Here is an 18,859-nt window from a genome sequence, read left to right as displayed (position 1 = left end):
GACTTTCAGGGTAGACCGGACCCGTCCGCGCCTGGGATGATGATCAACCGGATCGCCGAACCCTGGGAGCACGCCGTGGACCGCCGACGCCGCCCGTTGTCCGGCAGGCGAAGGGCCATCGGCATCACGGTCGGCGCCGCGGTGCTGGGTGCGGGGCTCATCGGGCTCGGCGTGGTCCTGCTCCGGCAGGGACTCGACACCGCGGACAAGATCGCCAGCGTGGCCGGCCTGGTCATCGGCGCGGCGAGCCTGGTGGTGGCACTGTTGTCCCTGCGCGGCGGGCGGAAAGCCGGAACGTCGATCTCCGCGGAGACCAAGGTCGGCACGGTGGCGGGCGAAGTCGTCGGGCTGAAGACAAGCCGCACGGCCGACAACATCGTCGGCAAGACCGAGGCTGGCGACGTGGCGGCGGGCGGCTCGGTGATCGGCGTGCACCTGGTCGACGGCACCGACCGGGACCCCAGGGATGCCTGACCCCGAACTGCTCCAGGCGTCCGTGCTCGACCAGTACCTCCAGCGGCGCCCGTTCGTCCGGCGGCGCTGGCTCGCCGCCACCGTCGACCGGCACCTGGACGACGACTCGTGCAGGCACGTGCTGATCACCGCCGAGGCCGGTATGGGCAAGTCGTCGCTGATGGCGTGGCTCACCACCTGGCATCGGCTCAGCCCGCGCTACTTCATCCGGCTCGACAGCCTGGCCCCGTTCGGCAGCGGCGACGCGACCACCCTGCTGGTGGCGATCGGCAGGCAGTTGGCCCACCTGTGTCCCGAGGCGATGACCGACCGACCGCTGCGGATCGAGGTGACCCAGGAGACCGGGCGGGTCGGCGCGGGCGGGCGCTCGGTCGGGCTGCGCACGGGGCGGCTGATCGCGAATCCCTTCCGCCGCACCGAGATCACCGTCAGCCAGCACACCGACCGGGTCGACGGCGTGCAGGTCGCGATCGACGCCGACGAGGTCGTCGACACCGAGTGGCGGCTTGATCCCGCGCTGCTGCAACAGCTCGCGCTGCTCGACCCGGCCCGCAAGCTCGCCGAGCTGGACCCGACCGCGAAAATCATCGTGCTGGTGGACGGGCTGGACGAGCTGCGCCATCAGCCGCCGAGTCCGAGCTGGGACATCGTGGACTGGCTCGTGCACTGCCCGCAGCTCCCGCCGAACGTGCGTGTGGTCGTGGCGAGCCGCCCGGACCCGGAGTTGCTCGGCCGCTACCGGCTGCGCCAGCGCGGACGGCTGCGGGAGATCGCGATCGATCCCGCGGACCGGCACGTCCTGGACGACGTCAAGGACTACGCCGACAGCTTCGCCGACGACCGCAAGCTGCGCCGGACCCTGGAGGGTCGCGGCCTTTCCCTGCGCGACTCGGCGCGGGCCGCCGCGGCGCGCGCGGCGGGCAACTTCCTGTACCTGGTGTCGTGGGCGCGGGCACTCGAACACGCGGTGTCGGCGCGGCGCTGGACCGACGTCGCCCGGCTCGCCGAGCAGGACGGGTTGCCGGGCAGTCTCACCGACCTCTACGACCTGTTCGTGCTGATGCTGCGCGACACGGCGCGGCGCCAGTGGGTGTCGGTGCATCGGCGGGTGCTCGGCGTGTTCACGGTCTCGCGCGGTCCACTGTCGACAGACCAGCTCGCCGTCATGGCGGGGCTGCCCGTGGACATCGTGGACCGCGCGGTCGGTGACATGCTGCAATTCCTGACGGTCTCGGCCGGCCGGGCGGCTATCTTCCACATCAGCCTGGCCGACTACCTGACCGCGGAGGAAACCCGTGTCCGTTCGCCCCTGTCCTGGATCGACGCGGCGGTGAGCAACCGGGAGGTCGCCGCCGAGCTGATCGCGGCCCACGGCGCGGACTGGAGCGCGTGCGCCGACGAGTACGCGCTGGCCAATGTCGTGGCGCACCTGGTGTCCGCGCTGACCGGCGAGCAGAACGACCGGCAGTGGTGCGCCGACGCGGTGGTCGCGGTGCTGGCGGACGAAGGTTTCGTCACGCGCAAGGCGGCCGTGGTCGGGTCGGTGCGCACGGTGGTGGACTTCGTGGACGCCTTCGAGGCGGTGCGCGCGGCCTTCCCCGAACCGGCCGAGCGGATTCCCCGCGCACTGGCGATCCACTGCGTGCGCGGCGCGGAGGCGGCGTTCCCCGCCGACGTCCTGCACGCCGGTCTGGGCTATCGCGCGGAGTTCGACGAGTTCCACGGGCTGGTGCTGACGTACCTGGCCGACCTCGATTTCGTCACGGAGCACGCGCCCGGCGGGTCCGATGTGGACTTGGCGCCGGTGTCGATCTGGGCGGACTTCGCCGAGATCACCGCGTCCCGCCACCGACGGCACAACGACCTCGACGCGGCGCAGGAACTGCTGGAACAGATCACCCACCTGCGCGGCGACCAGTCGCGGGCGCTCTACGAGCGCGGCTACCTGCACCACCTGCACGGCCGGGTGGACGAGGCGCTCGACCACCTCGACGAGAGCGCGGAGGCCGCCGACCAGGCGGGGCGCGGGGTGTCGCGGTGGATCAGCGCCGTCGTCCGCGACGAGATCAAGCTGTTCGCGGGCCGCCTCGACCCGAACGAGTACCGCGGGCAGCTCGACCAGGCGCTGGAGTTCTTCGTCGGCGAGGCCGAGACCGGCAACCCGCACGCCGAGCGCTGGGTCACCAACGTGCACGACAAGCGAATGACCCTCGCCTGCCTCCTCGGCGACGCCCCCGCCGCCGAGCGCGAGTGGGAGGTGCTGCGCGAGGACGGGTGGGCGCGCCGGGAGCGCCCGCTGATGCACGCCCAGTGGCAAGCCCGCCTCGCCCTGGTCCGCGGCGAGTTCGCGCGGGCGAGGTCGCTGTTCGAGACCGTGCTCGGCCCCGACCCGCTGACCGCCGAACCCGCGGCGACCGAGGGTGTCGCGCGGACCCTGTTGGACTACGGGCGCGCACTGGCGGGCGCGGGCGACCGCCGATCCGCCACCCTGGCCTGGCGGCAGGTACTGCGCTGTTCGGACACCAGCGGGGCGTGGCCGTGGAAGGCCCGCGCCCAGGAGCTACTCGGCGATTCCTGACCGGGCGAGTGATCTGTAACGCCCACGCACGCCACCCGGTACCGTGAGTGCCGGGAGCGTGTCAGTGAGTGCGAAACGGGGGGGGCGGCGATGACGGACGCTGTGGGGTCGATCGGGCAGGGCTGGCCGCCCAGATCGGCCAGTTCCACCAGGGGGCACAGGGTTTCCTCAAAGCGGCCAACTCAGGCGAGTTCGGCGTCAACGACCGCGCGGGCAAAGCCATACTCACCGCCCTGCACACCATCCTCGACGGCCTTGAGGACGCCCGAGACAGAGCAACTCGGATCAAACAAGACACGAAACTTGGCACAAGCCCCGACGCCAAGGTGATAATCGCGTTCAACAAGGACGTCGCCGCGGGCGACAACTCGGCCGCGACCAGCCTGCAGGGACTCCGCGACGCCCTGATCCAGATCGAAGCCGGGATCAACGAGGCCATGCGGCACTACCGCAACACCGACGACAACAACGCAGGCGGCATCACCAGAGCAAGCCAGTGAACAAGGACACGAGCGCTGTGACCACCATGCGGAAGGCCCACTCGATCGCGTTGCTTGTCACCGCGACGATGCTCCTCGTCGGAGTGACCTCGTGCTCGGAGACCGCAGGCCAGGCAATACCACAGCCTGAGTCCACCACGGCCACACGATCAACCGAATCGGCCCCACCGGGGACCACGCCGTCGAGCCCCAACGAACTGGACAAACTCGACCCATGCGCGCTCCTGACCGCGGCCGAGGTAGCCCAGTTCGGAGCCGAGGTCGGAGAACGTGATGACACCACCCAGTCCACCGGGTGCCAATGGACGATTCGCGGACAAGCAGTCTTCAGCATCGCCCTGCGCGCGAAACAGGGCCTCGACGACATCGTGGTCGACAGGGGAACCGTGGTCGATCACCGAGTCGGCACCCGCGACGGGCGCAAGCTTGAAGCGAACGACGGTCCAGGCGCGTGCATGATTTCGATCAGCATCACCAGGTCATCGCGGGTGGACGCGAGCAGCAACGCGCGGTCGGACACCGCGAAGGCATGTGGGTTCGCGAGCAAGGTCGCCGAGTTGATCGAGCCGAGACTACCCAAAGGGGAGTAACGGCAACACCGCCCTCGGTACTCCGCGACGACGCCTGATCGGCACGCACGCGACTGCGCCCTCGACGGAGGGCGCGGTGAGTGGTCGGGCATCGCGACCACGAATCGCAGGCACCTGGCCGATCAGCGAAGCGCGAGGACGCCACGACGTCGGCGTGAGTCGCTCCACGGCACCCACTCGGTCAGGGAAGGGCGAGCAGGGTGGCGACGACCTCGTCCAGGGTCTCGGCGACGGCGTGCGGGCGGGCGACCAGGTCGGTGAGGCCGCCTTCGTGGCGGGTGGCGAAGCCCGCGAGAAGGCCGGCGCGGAGGGCGCCGTGGGTGTCCCAAGAGTGGACGGCGACGAGCGCGGTCCGCTCCGGGGCGCTGCCGGTCTGCGCGCAGGCCCAGTGGTAGACGCGGGCGGGCGGCTTGAACGAGGCCAGTGCCTCGGTCGAGAGGACGGGCAGGTCGATGCCCGCCGCGGCCAGGGCCGCGACCGCGACCTCGGCGACGCCGTGGGTGAACGCGTACGCGGGCACCTCGGCGGCGGCCAGCAGCCGCAGCGCGGGGGCGACGTCGGGTTGGGCGGGTAGCTCGCGGAAGCCCGCCAGGATGTGGTCGGCCCGCTCCCCCACCAGGCCGCACGTGGTGCGCAACTGGGCGCGGGCGACATCCGGGAACGGCGGTGCCGCACCCGCCAGGGTGTAGGCCATGCCGTCGCGCAGGGTGCGGGCGAAGAACAGTTCGAGCTCGTGACCGGGCCGACCCACGGCCTCGAAGCGCGGACGCAGCGCTTCGAGTTGGAGCATGGTCTCGAACACGTCGAACAGCACGACCTTAGGCCGGGCGGCGGGCACTGGACTCGTCATGGGCCAAGCATGTCCGCGATGACCCGGCCCCGCAGCCGCAGGGCGGGTGTGTTCGTGTGTCTGGGGTTTCGGATCAGGCCAGGATGACCTGGTCTCCGTCGACGGTTACCGGGATCTCGGTGAGGCCGGTCTTGGCGGGGCCGCCCTTGAGGGCGCCGGTGCCCCCGTCGAAGGTGCTGCCGTGGTTGGGGCAGGCGATGGTGCCGTTCTTGGGCAGGTCGACCTGGGTGCCCTGGTGGGGGCAGGCGGGGTCGAAGGCCCGGACGGTGTCGGCGGCGGGGCGGACGAGCAGGATCTTGCCGCCGCCGCCCGGGTTGTCGACCAGGAGGCCGCTGCCCACCGGGACGTCGTTGAGGGCCGCCAGGGGGCCGGTGGTCGACCCGCCGCCGGGTGCGCCGCCGCCGGTGGTGGTGGAACCCCCACCGCCGCTGGTGCCGCCGGAGCCGCCGGTACCGGTGTCACTACAGGCGGCGACCAGGGCGCCCGGGGCGACGAGCGCCACCATGAGGCCGCACAGGACCTGGCGCCGGGACCGGGCTTCGGGATTCGCGACGGGGGTCGGTTCGAACGTGATGGGGTCGACGGCGGTCACGCCAGTCCTCCTCGGGGGGTGGTGGGAGTAAAGGGTTACACCGTCAGGTACGTCCTCGCCTACCCAAGGGTTCACCCGACTGCCGTACTCACAGGTTCCGCTCAGCTTCTACAACCCCAGATGCGTGCGCAAGGCGTCGTCCAGGCGGGTGAGGACGGCCGGGGGGAGCCTGCCGACGCGGCGGCGCAGCCGGGCCGTGGCCACCGAGCGCACCTGCTCGGCCTGGGCCTTGGAGTCGGACACCAGCCCGCACGCGGCCTTCGGCAGCAGCACCTGGAAGGGGTAGACGCGGTCGGTATTGGACGTGACGGGCACGACCGTCACCACACCGCGGCCGGTGCGCGCGGCGACCTGGTTGGCCGCGTCGTTGCTGACGATCACCGCGGGGCGGACCTTGTCGGCCTCGGAGCCGAGCGCCGGGTCGAGATCGACCAGGTGGACGTCACCTCGACGCATCGGCCGCGCCGTCTTCCGCCGGGCCGACCGGCACCAGCCCGGCCGCCGGACCGTCCGCCACCGGGCCGTCCAGCGCTGTCGCGTCCCACAGCGCGGCCTCGCCCGAGGCGTCCCACTCGGCGAAGGCGTCCGCGTACTCCTGTTCCATCGAGGAATGGCGCAGCAGGCCGATGGCGATCTGGATCACCGAGGACCGCGAGGTCACGTCGACCCGTGCGGAGTACTCGTCGATGAACCGGACGTCGTCCTCCGGGAGGCTCACGCTGAGTTTCATACTGTTGATGCTACCTTAGGTGGTACTGGGGGTGCTACTGACGGGTCGCCGCCCTGTGGAGGCGGCGCAGTTCGCGGATGGCGGCGACCGCGCGGTCGCCGTCGATCGCCTGCACGGCCATCACCGGCACGTACTCGTCGTCGGGCAGTTCGAGCCGGGCGAAGGCGGCGCCGTCCGGGAAGCTGACCGAGCGCACGACCTCCCACGGGTAGCGGGTGGTGCCCAGCAGGTTGCGCACGTCGATACCCGCGGCATCGGCGGACACCTTCGGCCGGGTGAACCACAGCGCCCCGCAGGCCAGCAGCACGCCGATGCCCACCATCGCGATCTGGTCGGAGACCTGGAAGAACACGCCGGTCGGGGTGTTGCGCAGCAGCACGGCCACGACCGTGAACACCCCGACGAACACCACGGCCATGCCACCGGTCAGGTACCGCACCTTGCGCGGACGCGCGGTCACCGGAAGTCCCGCTCGGTCCACGGCTGCCGCAGCCCGCGCACCACCAGCGCGGTCTCCAGCGCCGCGGCGCACGCCTCGTAGCCCTTGTCCTCGGCGGAGCCGGGCAGCCCGGACCGGTCATGTGCCTGCTCCTCGGTGTCCACCGTCAGCACACCGTTGCCGACCGGGGTGGACTCGTCGAGAGAGACCCGGGTGAGACCCGCGGTCACCGCGTCGCACACGTACTCGAAGTGCGGTGTCCCGCCGCGCACGACCACGCCGAGCGCCACGACCGCGTCATGGTGCTTGGCCAGCTCCTGGCAGACGATCGGCAGCTCGATCGCCCCCGGCACGTGCACCACCGTCGGCTCCTCGATGCCCGCCTCCGCGGCCGCGACCAGGGCGCGCTCCAGCAGCTTGTCGGTGATCGCCGCGTGCCACCTGGTCGCCGCGATCGCCAGCCGGATGCCCGCGCACCGCGGCACCCCGATTGTCGGCCTGCCCTCGCCACTCACGCGAGCTCCTCGCCCGCGCTCGCGGGGAGCGTTCGCGGAAAACCTGTGTTCGGTGGTTCGCTCACGCCTTGTCCTCCCCAGCGCCCGCGGCGCTGCCCTCGTAGTGCTCCAGGTTGGTCAGCTCGTGGCCCATCCGGTCGCGCTTGGTGCGCAGGTAGTGCAGGTTCTCCGGGTTCGGCCACACCGACAGCGGCACCCGGTCGATCACCGTGAGCCCGTAGCCCTCCAGGCCGACCCGCTTGGCCGGGTTGTTGGTCAGCAGCCGCATCGTGTGCACGCCGAGGTCGACCAGGATCTGCGCGCCCGTGCCGTAGTCGCGGGCGTCGGCGGGGACGCCGAGGGCGAGGTTGGCGTCGACGGTGTCGTGGCCGTCGTCCTGGAGCTGGTAGGCCTGCAGTTTGTGCATCAGGCCGATGCCGCGGCCCTCGTGCCCGCGCATGTAGAGCACGATGCCGCGGCCCGCGGCGGCGACCGCCTCCAGCGCCGCGTCGAGCTGCGGGCCGCAGTCGCAGCGCAGCGAGCCGAACACGTCGCCGGTGAGGCACTCGGAGTGCACCCGCACCAGCACGTCGGTGCCGTCACCGATGTCGCCGTAGACCAGCGCGACGTGCTCGATGCCGTCGAGCAGGCTGTCGTAGCCGACCGCGCGGAACGTGCCGTGCGCGGTGGGGATGCGCGCCTCGGCGACCCGGGCGACCTGCTTCTCGGTGCGCCTGCGGTAGGCGATCAGGTCGGCGATGGTGATGATCTCCAGGTCGTGCTCGGCCGCGAAGATCTCCAGCTCCTCGTAGCGGGCCATGTCGCCCTCGTCCTTCTGCGACACGATCTCGCAGAGCACGCCCGCGGGCCCGAGCCCGGCCATCCGGGCCAGGTCGACCGCGGCCTCGGTGTGGCCGGGGCGCCGCAGCACGCCGCCCTCCTTGGCGCGCAGCGGCACCACGTGGCCGGGCCGGTTGAAGTCCTTCGCGGTGGACGTCTCGTCGGCCAGCAGGCGGATCGTGTGCGCGCGGTCGGCCGCGGAGATGCCCGTGCTGACGCCGTCCTTGGCGTCCACCGTCACCGTGTACGCGGTGCCGCGGACGTCCTGGTTGGTGTGGAACATCGGCGGCAGGTCCAGCCGGTCGCACACGGACTCGGGCAGCGGCACACAGATGTAGCCGGAGGTGTAGCGGACCATGAAGGCCATCAGCTCCGGGGTGGCCTTCTCCGCGGCGAAGATCAGGTCGCCCTCGTTCTCGCGGTCCTTGGCGTCGACCACGACGACGGCCTTGCCTGCCGCGATGTCGGCGATGGCGCGCTCGATGGCGGCGAAGTCACTCACCAGGGGTCTCCTCTGCGGTGCCGCGCCCGGTGGCTCCGAGATGCGGTGAGGCCAATTTCTCCACATATTTGGCGATGACGTCCACCTCAAGGTTGACCTTGTCGCCGGGCCTGCGGACGCCGAGCGTGGTGGCCCGCAGCGTCTCCGGGATCAGACTGACGGTGAACCAGTCGGGGCCGACGTCGACGACGGTCAGCGAGACGCCGTCGACGGTGATCGAGCCCTTCTCCACCACGTAGCGGGTCAGGTGCGCGGGCAGGCTGACCCGCACCAGGTCCCAGTGCTCGGACGGCTCGCGGGAGACCAGCGCGCCCGTGCCGTCGACGTGGCCCTGCACGATGTGCCCGCCGAAGCGCTGCCCGACCGCGGCGGCACGCTCCAGGTTGACCGCGTCGCCCGCGGCCACCTTGTCGAGGCTGCTGCGCACCAGGGTCTCGCGCATGACGTCGGCGGTGAACGTGCCGCCGGTCAGCTCGACCACAGTCAGACAGACCCCGTTGACCGCGATCGAGTCGCCCTGCTTGGCGTCGCTGGTGACCAGCGGCCCCGCGATGGTGACCCGCGCGGCGTCCGCGAGGTCCCGTACGGCGACGACCTCGCCGCGCTCCTCGACGATCCCGGTGAACACCGTGTCCTCCTCAGTTCCGCGCGGGCGTGGCGGAGATGCGCACGTCCGGTCCGCTCATGGTGACCTGGTCGACCACCAGCCGGTGGGCCGCGGTGACGGTCGACACGCCTGCCGCGCCCAGCGCCACCGGCCCCGCGCCGAGCAGCTTGGGGGCCACGTAGGCGAGGACCCGGTCGACCGCGCCCGCCGCGATGAACGCACCGGCCAGGGTCGGGCCGCCCTCCAACAGCACGTCGACCACGCCGCGGTCGGCCAGCGCGGCCAGCACCTCGGCGGGGTCGCGGGTGCGCAGGTGCAGCGTCTCGGCCGCGCTGTCGCGCACCCGTGCGCCGGCGGGCAGGTCTTCCAGTCCCACGACAACCCGCAACGGCTGTCGGGCGCTCAGTGTTCCGTCTTCGGCGCGGGCGGTCAGCGCGGGGTCGTCGGCGAGCACCGTGCCGCGGCCGACCATGATCGCGTCGACCTTGCGGCGCAGTTCGTGCACCTCGGCGCGCGACTCGGGCGAGCTGATCCACCGGCTGGTGCCGTCGGCCGCGGCGACCCGGCCGTCGAGCGTGGCGGCGTACTTCCAGGTGACGTGCGGACGCCCGGTGCGGGCATGGTGCAGCCACGCGCGCAGCGGGCCGGTGGCCACCTCGTGGGCGAGCAGGCCGCCCTCGACGGCGACGCCCGCGGCGGCGAGCACCCGGGCGCCGCCCGCGGCCACGGCAGTGGGGTCGGCCACCGCGTACACCACGCGCGTGACGCCCGCCGCCAGCAGCGCGTCGGTGCAGGGCGGGGTGCGGCCGTGGTGGGCGCACGGCTCCAGGGTGACCACGGCGGTGCCGCCGCGCGCCCGCTCCCCCGCCTCGGCCAAGGCCACGACCTCGGCGTGCGGACCGCCCGGCGGCCGGGTGCCGCCCGCGCCGACCTGGTGTCCGTCCGCGGCCAGGATCACGCAGCCGACCGGCGGGTTCGGGCTGGTCGTGCCGCGCACGGCCGCAGCGCGCGCGACGGCCGCCCGCATCGCGGCCGTCAGCGTGTCCTCCACGCGCACAGTTTCGCAGCCTCCCGGCTCAGGTCAGGTGGTGGGCGGCGTTCGCGGCCTGGGTGCGCAGCGCGCGCACGGCCATGGCCGGGTCGGCGGCGCTGTAGACCGCGGAGCCCGCCACAAAACAGTCGACGCCCGCCTCGGCGGCCTGCTCGATGGTGTCGGCGTTGATCCCGCCGTCGATCTCGACCAGCAGGTTCAGGTGGCCGGTGTCGATCATGGTGCGCACCATGCGAACCTTGTCGAGCACGTGCGCAATGAACTTCTGGCCGCCGAACCCGGGCTCCACCGACATCACCAGCAGCGTGTCGAACTCCCTTAGCACCTCCAGATACGGCTCCAGCGGGGTGTCCGGCTTGACCGACAGCCCGGCCTTGGCGCCCGCGGCCCGCAGGTCGCGCGCGATGCGCACCGGCTCCCGGGCCGCCTCGGCGTGCACGGTGACGTTGTGCGCGCCCGCCTCCGCGTACCCGATGGCCCAGCGTTCCGGGTTCTCGATCATCAGGTGGCAGTCCATCGGGATGTCGGTGACCTTGAGCAGCGCCTCGACGATCGGCAGGCCGAGGGTCAGGTTGGGCACGAAGTGCGCGTCCATCACGTCGACGTGGAGCCAGTCCGAGCCCGCGACGGCGGCGACCTCGTCGGCGAGGCGGGCGAAGTCGGCGGACAGGATGCTGGGGGCGATCATCGGTGCTCTCGACACAGGTCAGCAGCCTATGCCCAAGCGTCCCGGGTAAGTTCGCGACGTGAGCAGCGAGCAGTCTGGAGCCCCTGTCCTGTCGGTCGACGACCTGCCCGAGGGGCGCACGGCAGGCGTTCGACACCGAGTGACCCGGTGAAGCGCACGACGCGGGTCGCCGCGTACGTGGTGTGCGTCGAGGACGGGAAGGTGCTGCTGGCCCGCTGGGTCAGCGAGCAGGGCAGGCGCTGGACGCTGCCGGGCGGCGGCATCGATCACGGCGAGGACCCGCTCGACGCCGCGGTGCGCGAGGCCGCCGAGGAGACCGGGTACCAGGTCGAGATCGAGGCGCTGCTGGGCATCGACTCCCTTCGCCGGACGTTCGGCTCGGGCACCGACTGGCACGGCGTGCGCGTGGTCTACGCGGCCCGGGTCAGCGGCGGCGAGCTGCGGTTCGAGGAGCACGGCTCCACGGACATGGCCGCGTGGATCGACCTGGCCGAGGTGGCCGCGCTCGACCGCACCGACCTGGTGGACGCCGCGCTCACCCTCGCCAGGATCCGGCCGCCGACCGGGCGCGCCGGAACTGTCGGTGTCCGCGAGTAGCTTGCCGCCCGTGGACACTGGACTCGTCGATGCGGTGCGCGCCGGGCTGGCCGAGGTCGCCGACCCGACCCGCGCGCCGGACATGCGGCGCTACATGAAGTCGGACATGCCGTTCCGCGGCGTGCCCAAGCCCGCGCGGGCCGCGCTGGTGCGCGCGGTGTTCGCCGAGCACGTGCTGACCGACCGCGCCGCGTGGATAGCCACGGTGGCGGAGCTGTGGCACGGCGCGCGGTACCGGGAGGAGCGCTACGTGGCGCTCGACCTGTCCGGGCACCGGCGGTACGCGGACTGGCAGGACGTGGATCTGCTGTCGCTCTACGAAGACCTCGTCGTCACGGGGGCGTGGTGGGACTTCGTGGACGAGATCGCCGCCCGAAGGGTCGGCCCGCTGCTGCGCGCGCACCCGGCCGAGCTGACGCCGACGATGCGCGCGTGGGCCCGCGACGCCGACCGGTGGAAGCGGCGCACCGCGGTGATCTGCCAGCTCGGCGCGAAGGCCGCGACCGACACCGACCTGCTGACCGCCGTCATTGAGTCCACTGTGGACGATCCAGACTTCTTCCTGCGCAAGGGGATCGGCTGGGCGCTGCGCGAGTTCGGGAAGACCGAGCCGGGGTGGGTGCGCCAGTTCGTGCACACCCACCCCGACCTGTCACCGCTCTCGCGGCGGGAGGCGCTCAAGCACCTCTGAACCGCACCGTCACAAGGTGTTCACCCGCCGTGTCCGATTAGGGGTTCTCGGCCCGCCCGCGGACTGCTACCTGTAGATCAAGTGCAGTCCGACTCCCGGGAGAATCTCGATGCGCACGTTGGGGACCCTGCTTTCGCTGATCCTGTCACTGGCCGCGTGCACCGCGTTCGCGGGCACGGCACAGGCCGCCGCGGGCAAGTACGTCGCCCTCGGCGACTCGTACGCGGTGGCGCCCGGCACGTGGACCTATGACAACCCGAACGACCCGTGCAGGCGCGGACCGCTGACCTACCCGCGGCTGTGGGCCGCGGCCCACCCGTCGGTCGCCTTCACCGAGGCGTCCTGCTCCGGGGCCACCACCACCGACGTGCTCACCACCCAGCTTCCGCAGGTCACCCCGGACACCACCCTGGTCACGCTGCAGGTGGGCGGCAACGACGTGGGCTTCGTCGACGTGCTGGTGCACTGCGTGCTGACGATCTCCGACCAGGACTGCGTGAACCGGGTCGCCCAGGCCAAGCAGCAGGCGCAGACCGTGCTGTCGCCCAAGCTGGCGCAGCTCTACGCGGCGGTCCGGCAGGCGGCGCCGAGCGCGCGGATCATCGTGGTCGGCTACCCGCGGCTGTACAAGATCGGCGGCAACTGCTGGCTCGGCCTGAGCGACACCGAGCGCGCCGCGCTCAACTCGGCCGCCGACACGCTGGCCTCGATCATGTCCCGCCGCGCCGCCGCGGCAGGCGTCACCTTCCTCGACGCGCGGCCCGCCTTCGACCCGCACACGCACTGCTCCGGCGGAACGCCCTGGGTGACCAGCCTGGAGTGGAGCAAGCTCAACGAGAGCTACCACCCGAACGCGGCGGGCCACCGGGACGGCTACCTCGCCCGGCTCAACGCCCTGACCAGCGGTCTCCTGGCCTGACCCGACGCTGCCGGGTGCCCAGCGGGCACCCGGCAGCGGGGCTCTTGATGGTGTGGTCCGTTCGGCTCAGCCGCGCAGCGCGGCCCCGTGCCGATCGGCGGCGGCCGCGACCGCCGCGTCCCGCGCCGCCGTGGCCTCCTCGACCGTGAGCGTGCGATCGGGCGCGCGGAACCGCAGCGAGTACGCCAGGGAGCGCTTGCCCTCGCCCACCTGCTCCCCGGTGAACACGTCGAACAGGCTCAACTCCTCCAGCAGCTCCCCGCCGCCCACGCGCAGCGTGTTCGACAGGTCGGCGGCGGGCACCGCGCTGTCGACCACCAACGCCACATCGAGCAGCACCGGCGGGTACGGCGACACCTGGGGCACCGGCCTGCGCTCGACCAGCGGCAGCGCGTCGAGGTCGAGTTCCATCGCACAGGTGCGCTTGGGCAGGCCGAGGGCCTCGGTGACCTTCGGGTGCAGCTCACCCGCGTGCCCGACCGGGAAGTCGCCGACGCGCAGTTGCGCGCACCGGCCAGGGTGCCAGGGCGCCAGGTCCCACGCGCGCACGGTCAGCTCGACGCCCGCGGCGGCGGCGGCGGTGCGAGCCGCCTGCACGGCGTCGGCCCAGCTCGCGGGTTCCGCCGGACCCCACCAGCCCTGCCGCTGCCGGTTGCCCGCGAGGACCGCGGCCACGTGCACCGGCTGGTGGGGCAGGGCGGCGTCGAGGTTCGCGATCTCCGCGTCGCTCGGCCTGCCCGCGACCCCCACCTCGGGCATCGGCACCGGCTGGGCGCGCGGCAGCACGACCTGTCCGATGTGGAACAGCGCCAGGTCGCGCGCGCCGCGGGACACGTTGCGCACCAAGGTGTCCAGCAGGCCGGGCAGCAGCGTGGTGGCCAACTCGCCGCGGTCGGCCTCCATCGGGTTGAGCACCTTGACCGTGCGCCTGCGCACGTCGTCGGCGGCCAGACCGAAGGCGTCCCACACGGTGGGGGCGACGAACGGGAACGGCAGCACCTCGACGTAGCCGTGCTCGGCCATGGCGCGGGACACCGTCCGGCGGCGCCGCTGCTTCGCCGTAGGCCCGCGGCCGGCGTGTGCGGCGGGCAGTACCGCCGGGATAGTGTCATAACCCTGTAGCCGCAACACTTCCTCGACGAGGTCGGCGGGCTGGTTCAGGTCGGTGCGCCAGGTCGGCGGGGTCGCGGTGACCGTCGGCGTGCCGTCGTCGGCCGTGCCGACATCGACGTCGCAGCCGATCTGCTGCAACCGCTGGACCGTGACGCCGCGGTTGTAGCGCACCCCGGCCACCCGGTCGGGCAGATCCATCGACATGACCACCCGACCGGGCAGCACGGGCCGCCCGACGTCGGTGCGGCCGGGCCGGATGCTGCCCTCGCCGTACTCGCGCAGGAGCCGCGCGGCCCGCTCCAGCGCCGCGGGCGGCAGCGCCGGGTCGACCCCGCGCTCGAACCGCTTCGACGCCTCACTGGGCAGCTTGTGCCTGCGTACCGCGCGGGCGATCGAGGCCGGGTCCCAGATGGCGGCTTCGAGCAGGATGTCGGTGCTGTCGGGGCGCACCTCGGTGCTCGCCCCGCCCATGACGCCCGCCATCGAGATCGGGCCGGACTCGTCGCAGACGACGATGTCGTCCGGGTCCAGGGTGCGCTCCGCGCCGTCCAGGGTGACCAGGGTCTCCCCCACCTTCGCCCGGCGGACGGTGATGCCGCCGCTGAGCCGCGCGGTGTCGAAGGCGTGCATCGGCTGGCCCATCTCCAGCATCACGTAGTTCGTGACGTCGACGGCCAGCGAGATCGACCGGATGCCCGCGAGCATCAGCCGCCTGCGCATCCACCACGGCGTCGGCGAGGTCGGGTCGACCCCGGTGACCCGGCGCACGACGAACCGCGGGCACGCCTGCTCGTCCTCGATGTGCACCGGCACGGACTCGCCGTCCGCGGCGGGCACGTCGATGCCCGCCGGGTCGATCAGCCGCAGGTCGAGCGCGCAGGACAGCTCGCGGGCCAGGCCGCGCACCGAGAAGCAGTAGCCCCGGTCGGGGGTCAGCGACAGGTCGATGACCGAGTCGGTCAGGCCGAGCAACTCGATCGCGTCGTCACCGGGGGCGGCCTCGCCGGTGGGCACCACCATGATCCCGGCGTGCTCGTCGCCCAGACCCAGCTCGCGTGCGGAGCAGATCATGCCGTTGCTGACCCGGCCGTAGGTCTTGCGCGCGGCGATGGCGAACCCGCCGGGCAGCACGGCACCGGGCAGCGCCACCACGACCAGGTCGCCCTCGGCGAAGTTCGTCGCGCCGCAGACGACCTGGGTGGTCCCGCCGGGGAACGTGTCGGCGGTGTCGGCGGTGTTCTCGGTGTCCTCGGTGTCCTCGTCCAGGTCGCCGATCTCGACCGTGCAGAACCGGATCGGCTTCTTGAACTCGGCGAGCTCCTCGATCTCGGCGACCCGGCCGATCACCAGCGGGCCCGTGACCGGGCCGAGCGGGATGACCTCCTCGACCTCCATGCCGACCCGCACGAACGCGTCGGCGATCTGCTCCGGCGTGAGTTCCCGGTAGTCCACCGCGAGATCGAGCTGCTGCGTGAGCCAGCTTGCGGGAATCCTCAACTACGCCTCCGTGCCGAAGGGAAGGGTGAACCGGACGTCGCCCTCGACCATGTCGCGCATGTCCGGGATGCCGTTGCGGAACTGCAGGGTGCGCTCCAGGCCCATGCCGAAGGCAAACCCCGAGTACACGTCCGGGTCGACGCCGCACGCGCGCAGCACGTTCGGGTTGACCATGCCGCAGCCGCCCCACTCGACCCAGCCGGGGCCGCCCTTCTTCTCGGTGAACCACACGTCGGGCTCGGCCGACGGCTCGGTGAACGGGAAGTACGACGGGCGCAGCCGGATACGGGCCTCGGCGCCGAACATGGCCTTGGCGAACGCGTCCAGGGTGCCCTTGAGGTGGGCCATGGTGAGGCCCTTGTCGATGGCCAGCCCCTCGACCTGGTGGAACACCGGGGTGTGGGTGGAGTCCAGCTCGTCGGTGCGGAACGTGCGGCCGGGACACACCACGTAGACCGGCAGGTCGCGCTCCAGCAGCGCGCGGATCTGCACCGGCGAGGTGTGCGTGCGCAGCACCATCCCGGCCCCCTCGGGCGCCAGGTAGAACGTGTCCTGCATGGTGCGCGCCGGGTGGTCCTTCTTGAAGTTGAGCGCGTCGTAGTTGAACCACTCGGCCTCGACCTCGGGGCCCTCGGCGATCTCCCAGCCCATGCCGACGAACACGTCGGAGATGCGCTCGGACAGCGTCGTGAGCGGGTGCCGCGCGCCGCGGGGCGTGCGGTCCCACGAGAGGGTGACGTCGACGCCCTCGTCGCGCAGCACGTGCTCGTCGCGCTCGGCCTGGAGCTGCGCGCGGCGCTCGTCGAAGGCGGATTTGACCAGGTTCTGGGCCTCGTTCACCCGCTTGCCCGCCGCGGACCGCGCCTGCGGCGCCAGCGCGCCGATCTCCCGGCGGGCCTGCAGCAGGGGCGACTTGTCACCGAGGTGCGCGGGCTTGACCGCGGCGAGCGCGGCCAGGTCGGCGGCGGCGGAGAACTCCTCGCGGGCCTTCTCGACGGCGGCCTGCAGGGTCTCCGGCGACAGCGCCGCGACTTCCTTCGGGTCGTACGGGTCGTTGACTCCGGACATGGTGGGTGGACAGCTCCCGGGTGCTAGGGCAGGCATTCACCCGATCGGCCGGGTGAGCAGGTCGATCCTAGGTGATCGCCCGTTCGGCCCCACACCGAGTTCGGCACTCGGCGCGGCGCGGCCGGTCACGCGGGGTGATCCGTCCGGTGCGCCGCGCGTCCGGCGGGTGAACGCGGCCGGGCCACGCGGGACACCTGTACTGTCACAGCCGCCGTCCCGCTCCCCCGCACCAGAGGTTCCACTTGGCCCAGACATTCGGCGTCAACCTGCGCGGCGTCATCGATCTGCTCAGCCACCACCTCTACAGCAGTCCCCGGGTGTACCTGCGCGAGTTGCTGCAGAACGCGGTCGACGCGGTGACCGCGCGCAGGCTGCTCGACCCGGCCGCGCCAGGGCGGATCCTGGTGGAGGCGGTCGAGCGGACCGGCGACGGCACCCTGCGGATCAGCGACACCGGCATCGGGCTCGGCGAGGACGAGGTGCACAGCCTGCTGTCCACGCTGGGCGGAACGTCCAAACGCGACGAACTGGGGTTCGCCAGGCAGGACTTCCTCGGCCAGTTCGGCGTCGGGCTGCTGTCCTGCTTCCTGATCGCCGACGAGGTGCGGCTGGTGAGCCGGTCGGCGGCGGGCGGGCCCGCGGTGCGCTGGGTGGCCCACGGCGACGGCACCTACGAGGTCGCGGTCGACGAGTCGGCGCGCGCCGAGGTCGGCACCACGGTGGAACTGGTGCCCCGGCGCGACTGCGACCACTGGATCGAGTACGACACGGTCGCGCCGCTGGCCGCGGAGTTCGGCTCGCTGCTGCCGATCGAGGTGCGGGTCGCGGGCGGCGGCAGTCAGACGCTGGTCACCGACGACGGGTTGCCGTGGACCCGGCGCGGCGCCGAATCCGTCGCCGAGCACCACGAGCGGCTGGCCGAGTACTGCCGCGACACGCTCGGGTTCGAGCCGTTCGACGTGGTGCCGCTGGAGTTCGGCGCCGTCGGCCTGACCGGCGCGGCGTTCGTGCTGCCCGCGGGCGCCCACCCGGGCAACCGGCAGGCGCACCGGGTCTACCTGAAGCGGATGCTCGTCGGCACGGCCATCGAGGGTCTGCTGCCCGACTGGGCCTACTTCGTGCGGTGTGTGGTGGACACCTCCGCGCTGCGGCCGACCGCGAGCCGCGAGGCGCTCTACGAGGACGAGACGCTGCTCGCCGTGCGCGACGCGCTGGGCGCCAAGCTGCGGGAGTGGCTGTTGCGCCTGGACGCCACCGACCCGGAGCGCGCGGGCGCGCTGCTCTCCGCGCACCACATGGGGATCAAGTCCCTCGCGCTGATCGACGACGAGCTGCTGCGGCTCGCCGAGCGCTGGCTGCCGTTCGAGACCACCCGGGGACCGATGCCGCTGCGCCAGTTCCGCCGCGGTCACCCCACCGTGCTGTTCACCCCGGACGTCGACGAGTTCCGCCAGCTCGCCCCGGTGGCCAGGGCGCAGGGCATCGGGCTGGTCAACGCGGGCTACGCCTACGACGTCGAACTGCTGCGCAGGCTCACCGATCTCGACGGCCCGGACACCGCGCGCCGGGTCGAGCCGACCGAGCTGCTGGCCGCGCTGGGCAGGCCGGCCGCGGACACCGAGGCGGCACTGAACCGGACCATGGCGGTGGCGCGCGGCATGCTGGCGGGCCACGACTGCGAGCCGATGCTGCGCGAGTTCGACCCGGTGTCGCTGCCCGCGCTGCTGGTGGCCGACGCCGAGGGCGCCCGGCGGCGCGACACCGCGGACGCCCGGGAACTCAGCGATCCACTGTGGAGCGACCTGCTCGGCAGGCTGGCCGACGAGGGTTCCGGTGCGGCGCAACAGCTTGTGCTCAACACACGCAACCCGCTGGTCGCCCGGCTGGCCGGGATCACGGACGAGGCACTGCTGGCGTCGGCGGTCCAGGCGCTCTACGTGCACGCCCTGCTGCAGTCGCATCGGCCGCTGCGCCCCAAGGACACCGCGACACTGAACGGGTCGTTCCTCGACCTGCTCGACCGCGCCATCGGACACTGA

Annotated in this window: 20 protein-coding genes; 8 read left to right on the top strand and 12 right to left on the bottom strand. The window is 72.3% G+C overall.

Translation table 11 applies throughout. The features are described from left to right. The first annotated feature begins 39 nt into the window (after nt 1-39). The 4 genes from ACT4N7_RS10180 to ACT4N7_RS10165 all read left to right on the top strand — a co-directional run bounded on the left by ACT4N7_RS10180 (nt 40) and on the right by ACT4N7_RS10165 (nt 4,142). Nucleotides 40-474, top strand: coding sequence for a hypothetical protein (locus tag ACT4N7_RS10180; RefSeq protein ID WP_444828386.1), 435 nt, complete (start codon nt 40-42; stop codon nt 472-474). Then, nucleotides 467-3,052: a hypothetical protein gene (locus ACT4N7_RS10175; RefSeq protein ID WP_444828385.1), complete on the top strand. Its 2,586-nt coding sequence runs from the start codon at nt 467-469 to the stop codon at nt 3,050-3,052. The genes ACT4N7_RS10180 and ACT4N7_RS10175 overlap by 8 nt, the downstream gene beginning before the upstream one ends. 68 nt (nt 3,053-3,120) lie before the next feature. Then, nucleotides 3,121-3,552 carry a hypothetical protein gene (locus tag ACT4N7_RS10170; RefSeq protein WP_444828384.1) on the top strand — a complete coding sequence of 144 codons (432 nt, stop codon included), beginning with the start codon at nt 3,121-3,123 and terminating at the stop codon, nt 3,550-3,552. Between the two features lie 26 nt (nt 3,553-3,578). Then, nucleotides 3,579-4,142 (top strand): DUF3558 domain-containing protein, encoded by a 564-nt coding sequence (locus ACT4N7_RS10165; RefSeq protein WP_444828431.1) that lies wholly within the window; start codon nt 3,579-3,581, stop codon nt 4,140-4,142. A gap of 181 nt (nt 4,143-4,323) precedes the next feature. Here the strand turns inward: ACT4N7_RS10165 and ACT4N7_RS10160 are convergent, their stop codons facing one another. The 10 genes from ACT4N7_RS10160 to rpe all read right to left on the bottom strand — a co-directional run bounded on the left by ACT4N7_RS10160 (nt 4,324) and on the right by rpe (nt 10,935). After that, nucleotides 4,324-4,992 carry an HAD family hydrolase gene (locus ACT4N7_RS10160; RefSeq protein ID WP_444828383.1) on the bottom strand — a complete coding sequence of 223 codons (669 nt, stop codon included), beginning with the start codon at nt 4,990-4,992 and terminating at the stop codon, nt 4,324-4,326. 73 nt (nt 4,993-5,065) lie between these two features. Next, nucleotides 5,066-5,584, bottom strand: a complete 519-nt coding sequence (locus ACT4N7_RS10155; protein WP_444828382.1) for a Rieske (2Fe-2S) protein — start codon at nt 5,582-5,584, stop codon at nt 5,066-5,068. Nucleotides 5,585-5,692: 108 nt separating this feature from the next. Continuing rightward, the gene (locus ACT4N7_RS10150; RefSeq protein ID WP_444828381.1) at nt 5,693-6,040 is read right to left on the bottom strand and encodes a type II toxin-antitoxin system PemK/MazF family toxin; all 348 of its coding nucleotides are present in this window, start codon (nt 6,038-6,040) and stop codon (nt 5,693-5,695) included. Continuing rightward, the gene (locus ACT4N7_RS10145; RefSeq protein WP_444828380.1) at nt 6,027-6,314 is read right to left on the bottom strand and encodes a ribbon-helix-helix domain-containing protein; all 288 of its coding nucleotides are present in this window, start codon (nt 6,312-6,314) and stop codon (nt 6,027-6,029) included. Before ACT4N7_RS10145 ends, ACT4N7_RS10150 begins: the two co-directional genes overlap by 14 nt. 34 nt (nt 6,315-6,348) lie before the next feature. Next, the gene (locus ACT4N7_RS10140; RefSeq protein WP_444828430.1) at nt 6,349-6,732 is read right to left on the bottom strand and encodes a PH domain-containing protein; all 384 of its coding nucleotides are present in this window, start codon (nt 6,730-6,732) and stop codon (nt 6,349-6,351) included. A gap of 38 nt (nt 6,733-6,770) precedes the next feature. Next, nucleotides 6,771-7,268 (bottom strand): 6,7-dimethyl-8-ribityllumazine synthase, encoded by a 498-nt coding sequence (gene ribH, locus ACT4N7_RS10135; RefSeq protein WP_444828379.1) that lies wholly within the window; start codon nt 7,266-7,268, stop codon nt 6,771-6,773. Between the two features lie 61 nt (nt 7,269-7,329). After that, nucleotides 7,330-8,589: a bifunctional 3,4-dihydroxy-2-butanone-4-phosphate synthase/GTP cyclohydrolase II gene (locus tag ACT4N7_RS10130; protein WP_444828378.1), complete on the bottom strand. Its 1,260-nt coding sequence runs from the start codon at nt 8,587-8,589 to the stop codon at nt 7,330-7,332. Beyond that, nucleotides 8,582-9,217: a riboflavin synthase gene (locus ACT4N7_RS10125; protein ID WP_444828377.1), complete on the bottom strand. Its 636-nt coding sequence runs from the start codon at nt 9,215-9,217 to the stop codon at nt 8,582-8,584. The genes ACT4N7_RS10130 and ACT4N7_RS10125 overlap by 8 nt, the downstream gene beginning before the upstream one ends. Nucleotides 9,218-9,227: 10 nt before the next feature. Next, nucleotides 9,228-10,223 carry a bifunctional diaminohydroxyphosphoribosylaminopyrimidine deaminase/5-amino-6-(5-phosphoribosylamino)uracil reductase RibD gene (gene ribD, locus ACT4N7_RS10120; protein WP_444828429.1) on the bottom strand — a complete coding sequence of 332 codons (996 nt, stop codon included), beginning with the start codon at nt 10,221-10,223 and terminating at the stop codon, nt 9,228-9,230. Between the two features lie 49 nt (nt 10,224-10,272). Next, nucleotides 10,273-10,935, bottom strand: coding sequence for a ribulose-phosphate 3-epimerase (gene rpe, locus ACT4N7_RS10115; RefSeq protein ID WP_444828376.1), 663 nt, complete (start codon nt 10,933-10,935; stop codon nt 10,273-10,275). A 147-nt stretch (nt 10,936-11,082) separates the two neighbouring features. Here rpe and ACT4N7_RS10110 point away from each other — a divergent pair, with 147 nt between their 5' ends. From ACT4N7_RS10110 to ACT4N7_RS10100, 3 genes are all read left to right on the top strand, one after another. After that, a complete protein-coding gene (locus ACT4N7_RS10110) occupies nt 11,083-11,532 on the top strand; it encodes an NUDIX hydrolase (RefSeq protein ID WP_444828375.1) in 450 nt (149 codons plus the stop codon). A 10-nt stretch (nt 11,533-11,542) separates the two neighbouring features. Next, nucleotides 11,543-12,223 (top strand): DNA alkylation repair protein, encoded by a 681-nt coding sequence (locus tag ACT4N7_RS10105; RefSeq protein WP_444828374.1) that lies wholly within the window; start codon nt 11,543-11,545, stop codon nt 12,221-12,223. 109 nt (nt 12,224-12,332) lie between these two features. Continuing rightward, nucleotides 12,333-13,142 (top strand): SGNH/GDSL hydrolase family protein, encoded by an 810-nt coding sequence (locus ACT4N7_RS10100; protein ID WP_444828373.1) that lies wholly within the window; start codon nt 12,333-12,335, stop codon nt 13,140-13,142. Between the two features lie 66 nt (nt 13,143-13,208). On the opposite strand, the gene pheT is transcribed toward ACT4N7_RS10100, so the two are convergent. Together pheT and pheS are read right to left on the bottom strand one after the other, a co-directional pair. Then, a complete protein-coding gene (pheT, locus tag ACT4N7_RS10095; protein WP_444828372.1) occupies nt 13,209-15,752 on the bottom strand; it encodes a phenylalanine--tRNA ligase subunit beta in 2,544 nt (847 codons plus the stop codon). Then, nucleotides 15,753-16,820: a phenylalanine--tRNA ligase subunit alpha gene (pheS, locus tag ACT4N7_RS10090; protein ID WP_444828371.1), complete on the bottom strand. Its 1,068-nt coding sequence runs from the start codon at nt 16,818-16,820 to the stop codon at nt 15,753-15,755. Nucleotides 16,821-17,062: 242 nt separating this feature from the next. Between pheS and ACT4N7_RS10085 the strand changes: the two genes are divergently transcribed. Then, nucleotides 17,063-18,859 (top strand): HSP90 family protein, encoded by a 1,797-nt coding sequence (locus tag ACT4N7_RS10085; RefSeq protein ID WP_444828370.1) that lies wholly within the window; start codon nt 17,063-17,065, stop codon nt 18,857-18,859.

It is taken from the genome of Actinokineospora sp., from assembly GCF_052390155.1.
Classification (GTDB): domain Bacteria; phylum Actinomycetota; class Actinomycetes; order Mycobacteriales; family Pseudonocardiaceae; genus Actinokineospora.
Note: the sequence above shows the minus strand (reverse complement) of the source record. Positions and strands in the feature narration are given on the sequence as shown.

Excerpts from the sequence above, each read along its gene's own strand:
- ribD (WP_444828429.1), bottom strand. The coding sequence starts at position 10,223 with ATGCGGGCGGCCGTCGCGCGCGCTGCGGCCGTGCGCGGCACGACCAGC.
- rpe (WP_444828376.1), bottom strand. The coding sequence starts at position 10,935 with ATGATCGCCCCCAGCATCCTGTCCGCCGACTTCGCCCGCCTCGCCGAC.
- ACT4N7_RS10175 (WP_444828385.1), top strand. The coding sequence starts at position 467 with ATGCCTGACCCCGAACTGCTCCAGGCGTCCGTGCTCGACCAGTACCTC.
- ACT4N7_RS10165 (WP_444828431.1), top strand. The coding sequence starts at position 3,579 with ATGCGGAAGGCCCACTCGATCGCGTTGCTTGTCACCGCGACGATGCTC.
- pheS (WP_444828371.1), bottom strand. The coding sequence starts at position 16,820 with ATGTCCGGAGTCAACGACCCGTACGACCCGAAGGAAGTCGCGGCGCTG.
- ACT4N7_RS10150 (WP_444828381.1), bottom strand. The coding sequence starts at position 6,040 with ATGCGTCGAGGTGACGTCCACCTGGTCGATCTCGACCCGGCGCTCGGC.
- ACT4N7_RS10140 (WP_444828430.1), bottom strand. The coding sequence starts at position 6,732 with ATGGCCGTGGTGTTCGTCGGGGTGTTCACGGTCGTGGCCGTGCTGCTG.
- ACT4N7_RS10145 (WP_444828380.1), bottom strand. The coding sequence starts at position 6,314 with ATGAAACTCAGCGTGAGCCTCCCGGAGGACGACGTCCGGTTCATCGAC.
- ACT4N7_RS10160 (WP_444828383.1), bottom strand. The coding sequence starts at position 4,992 with ATGACGAGTCCAGTGCCCGCCGCCCGGCCTAAGGTCGTGCTGTTCGAC.
- ACT4N7_RS10100 (WP_444828373.1), top strand. The coding sequence starts at position 12,333 with ATGCGCACGTTGGGGACCCTGCTTTCGCTGATCCTGTCACTGGCCGCG.
- ACT4N7_RS10180 (WP_444828386.1), top strand. The coding sequence starts at position 40 with ATGATCAACCGGATCGCCGAACCCTGGGAGCACGCCGTGGACCGCCGA.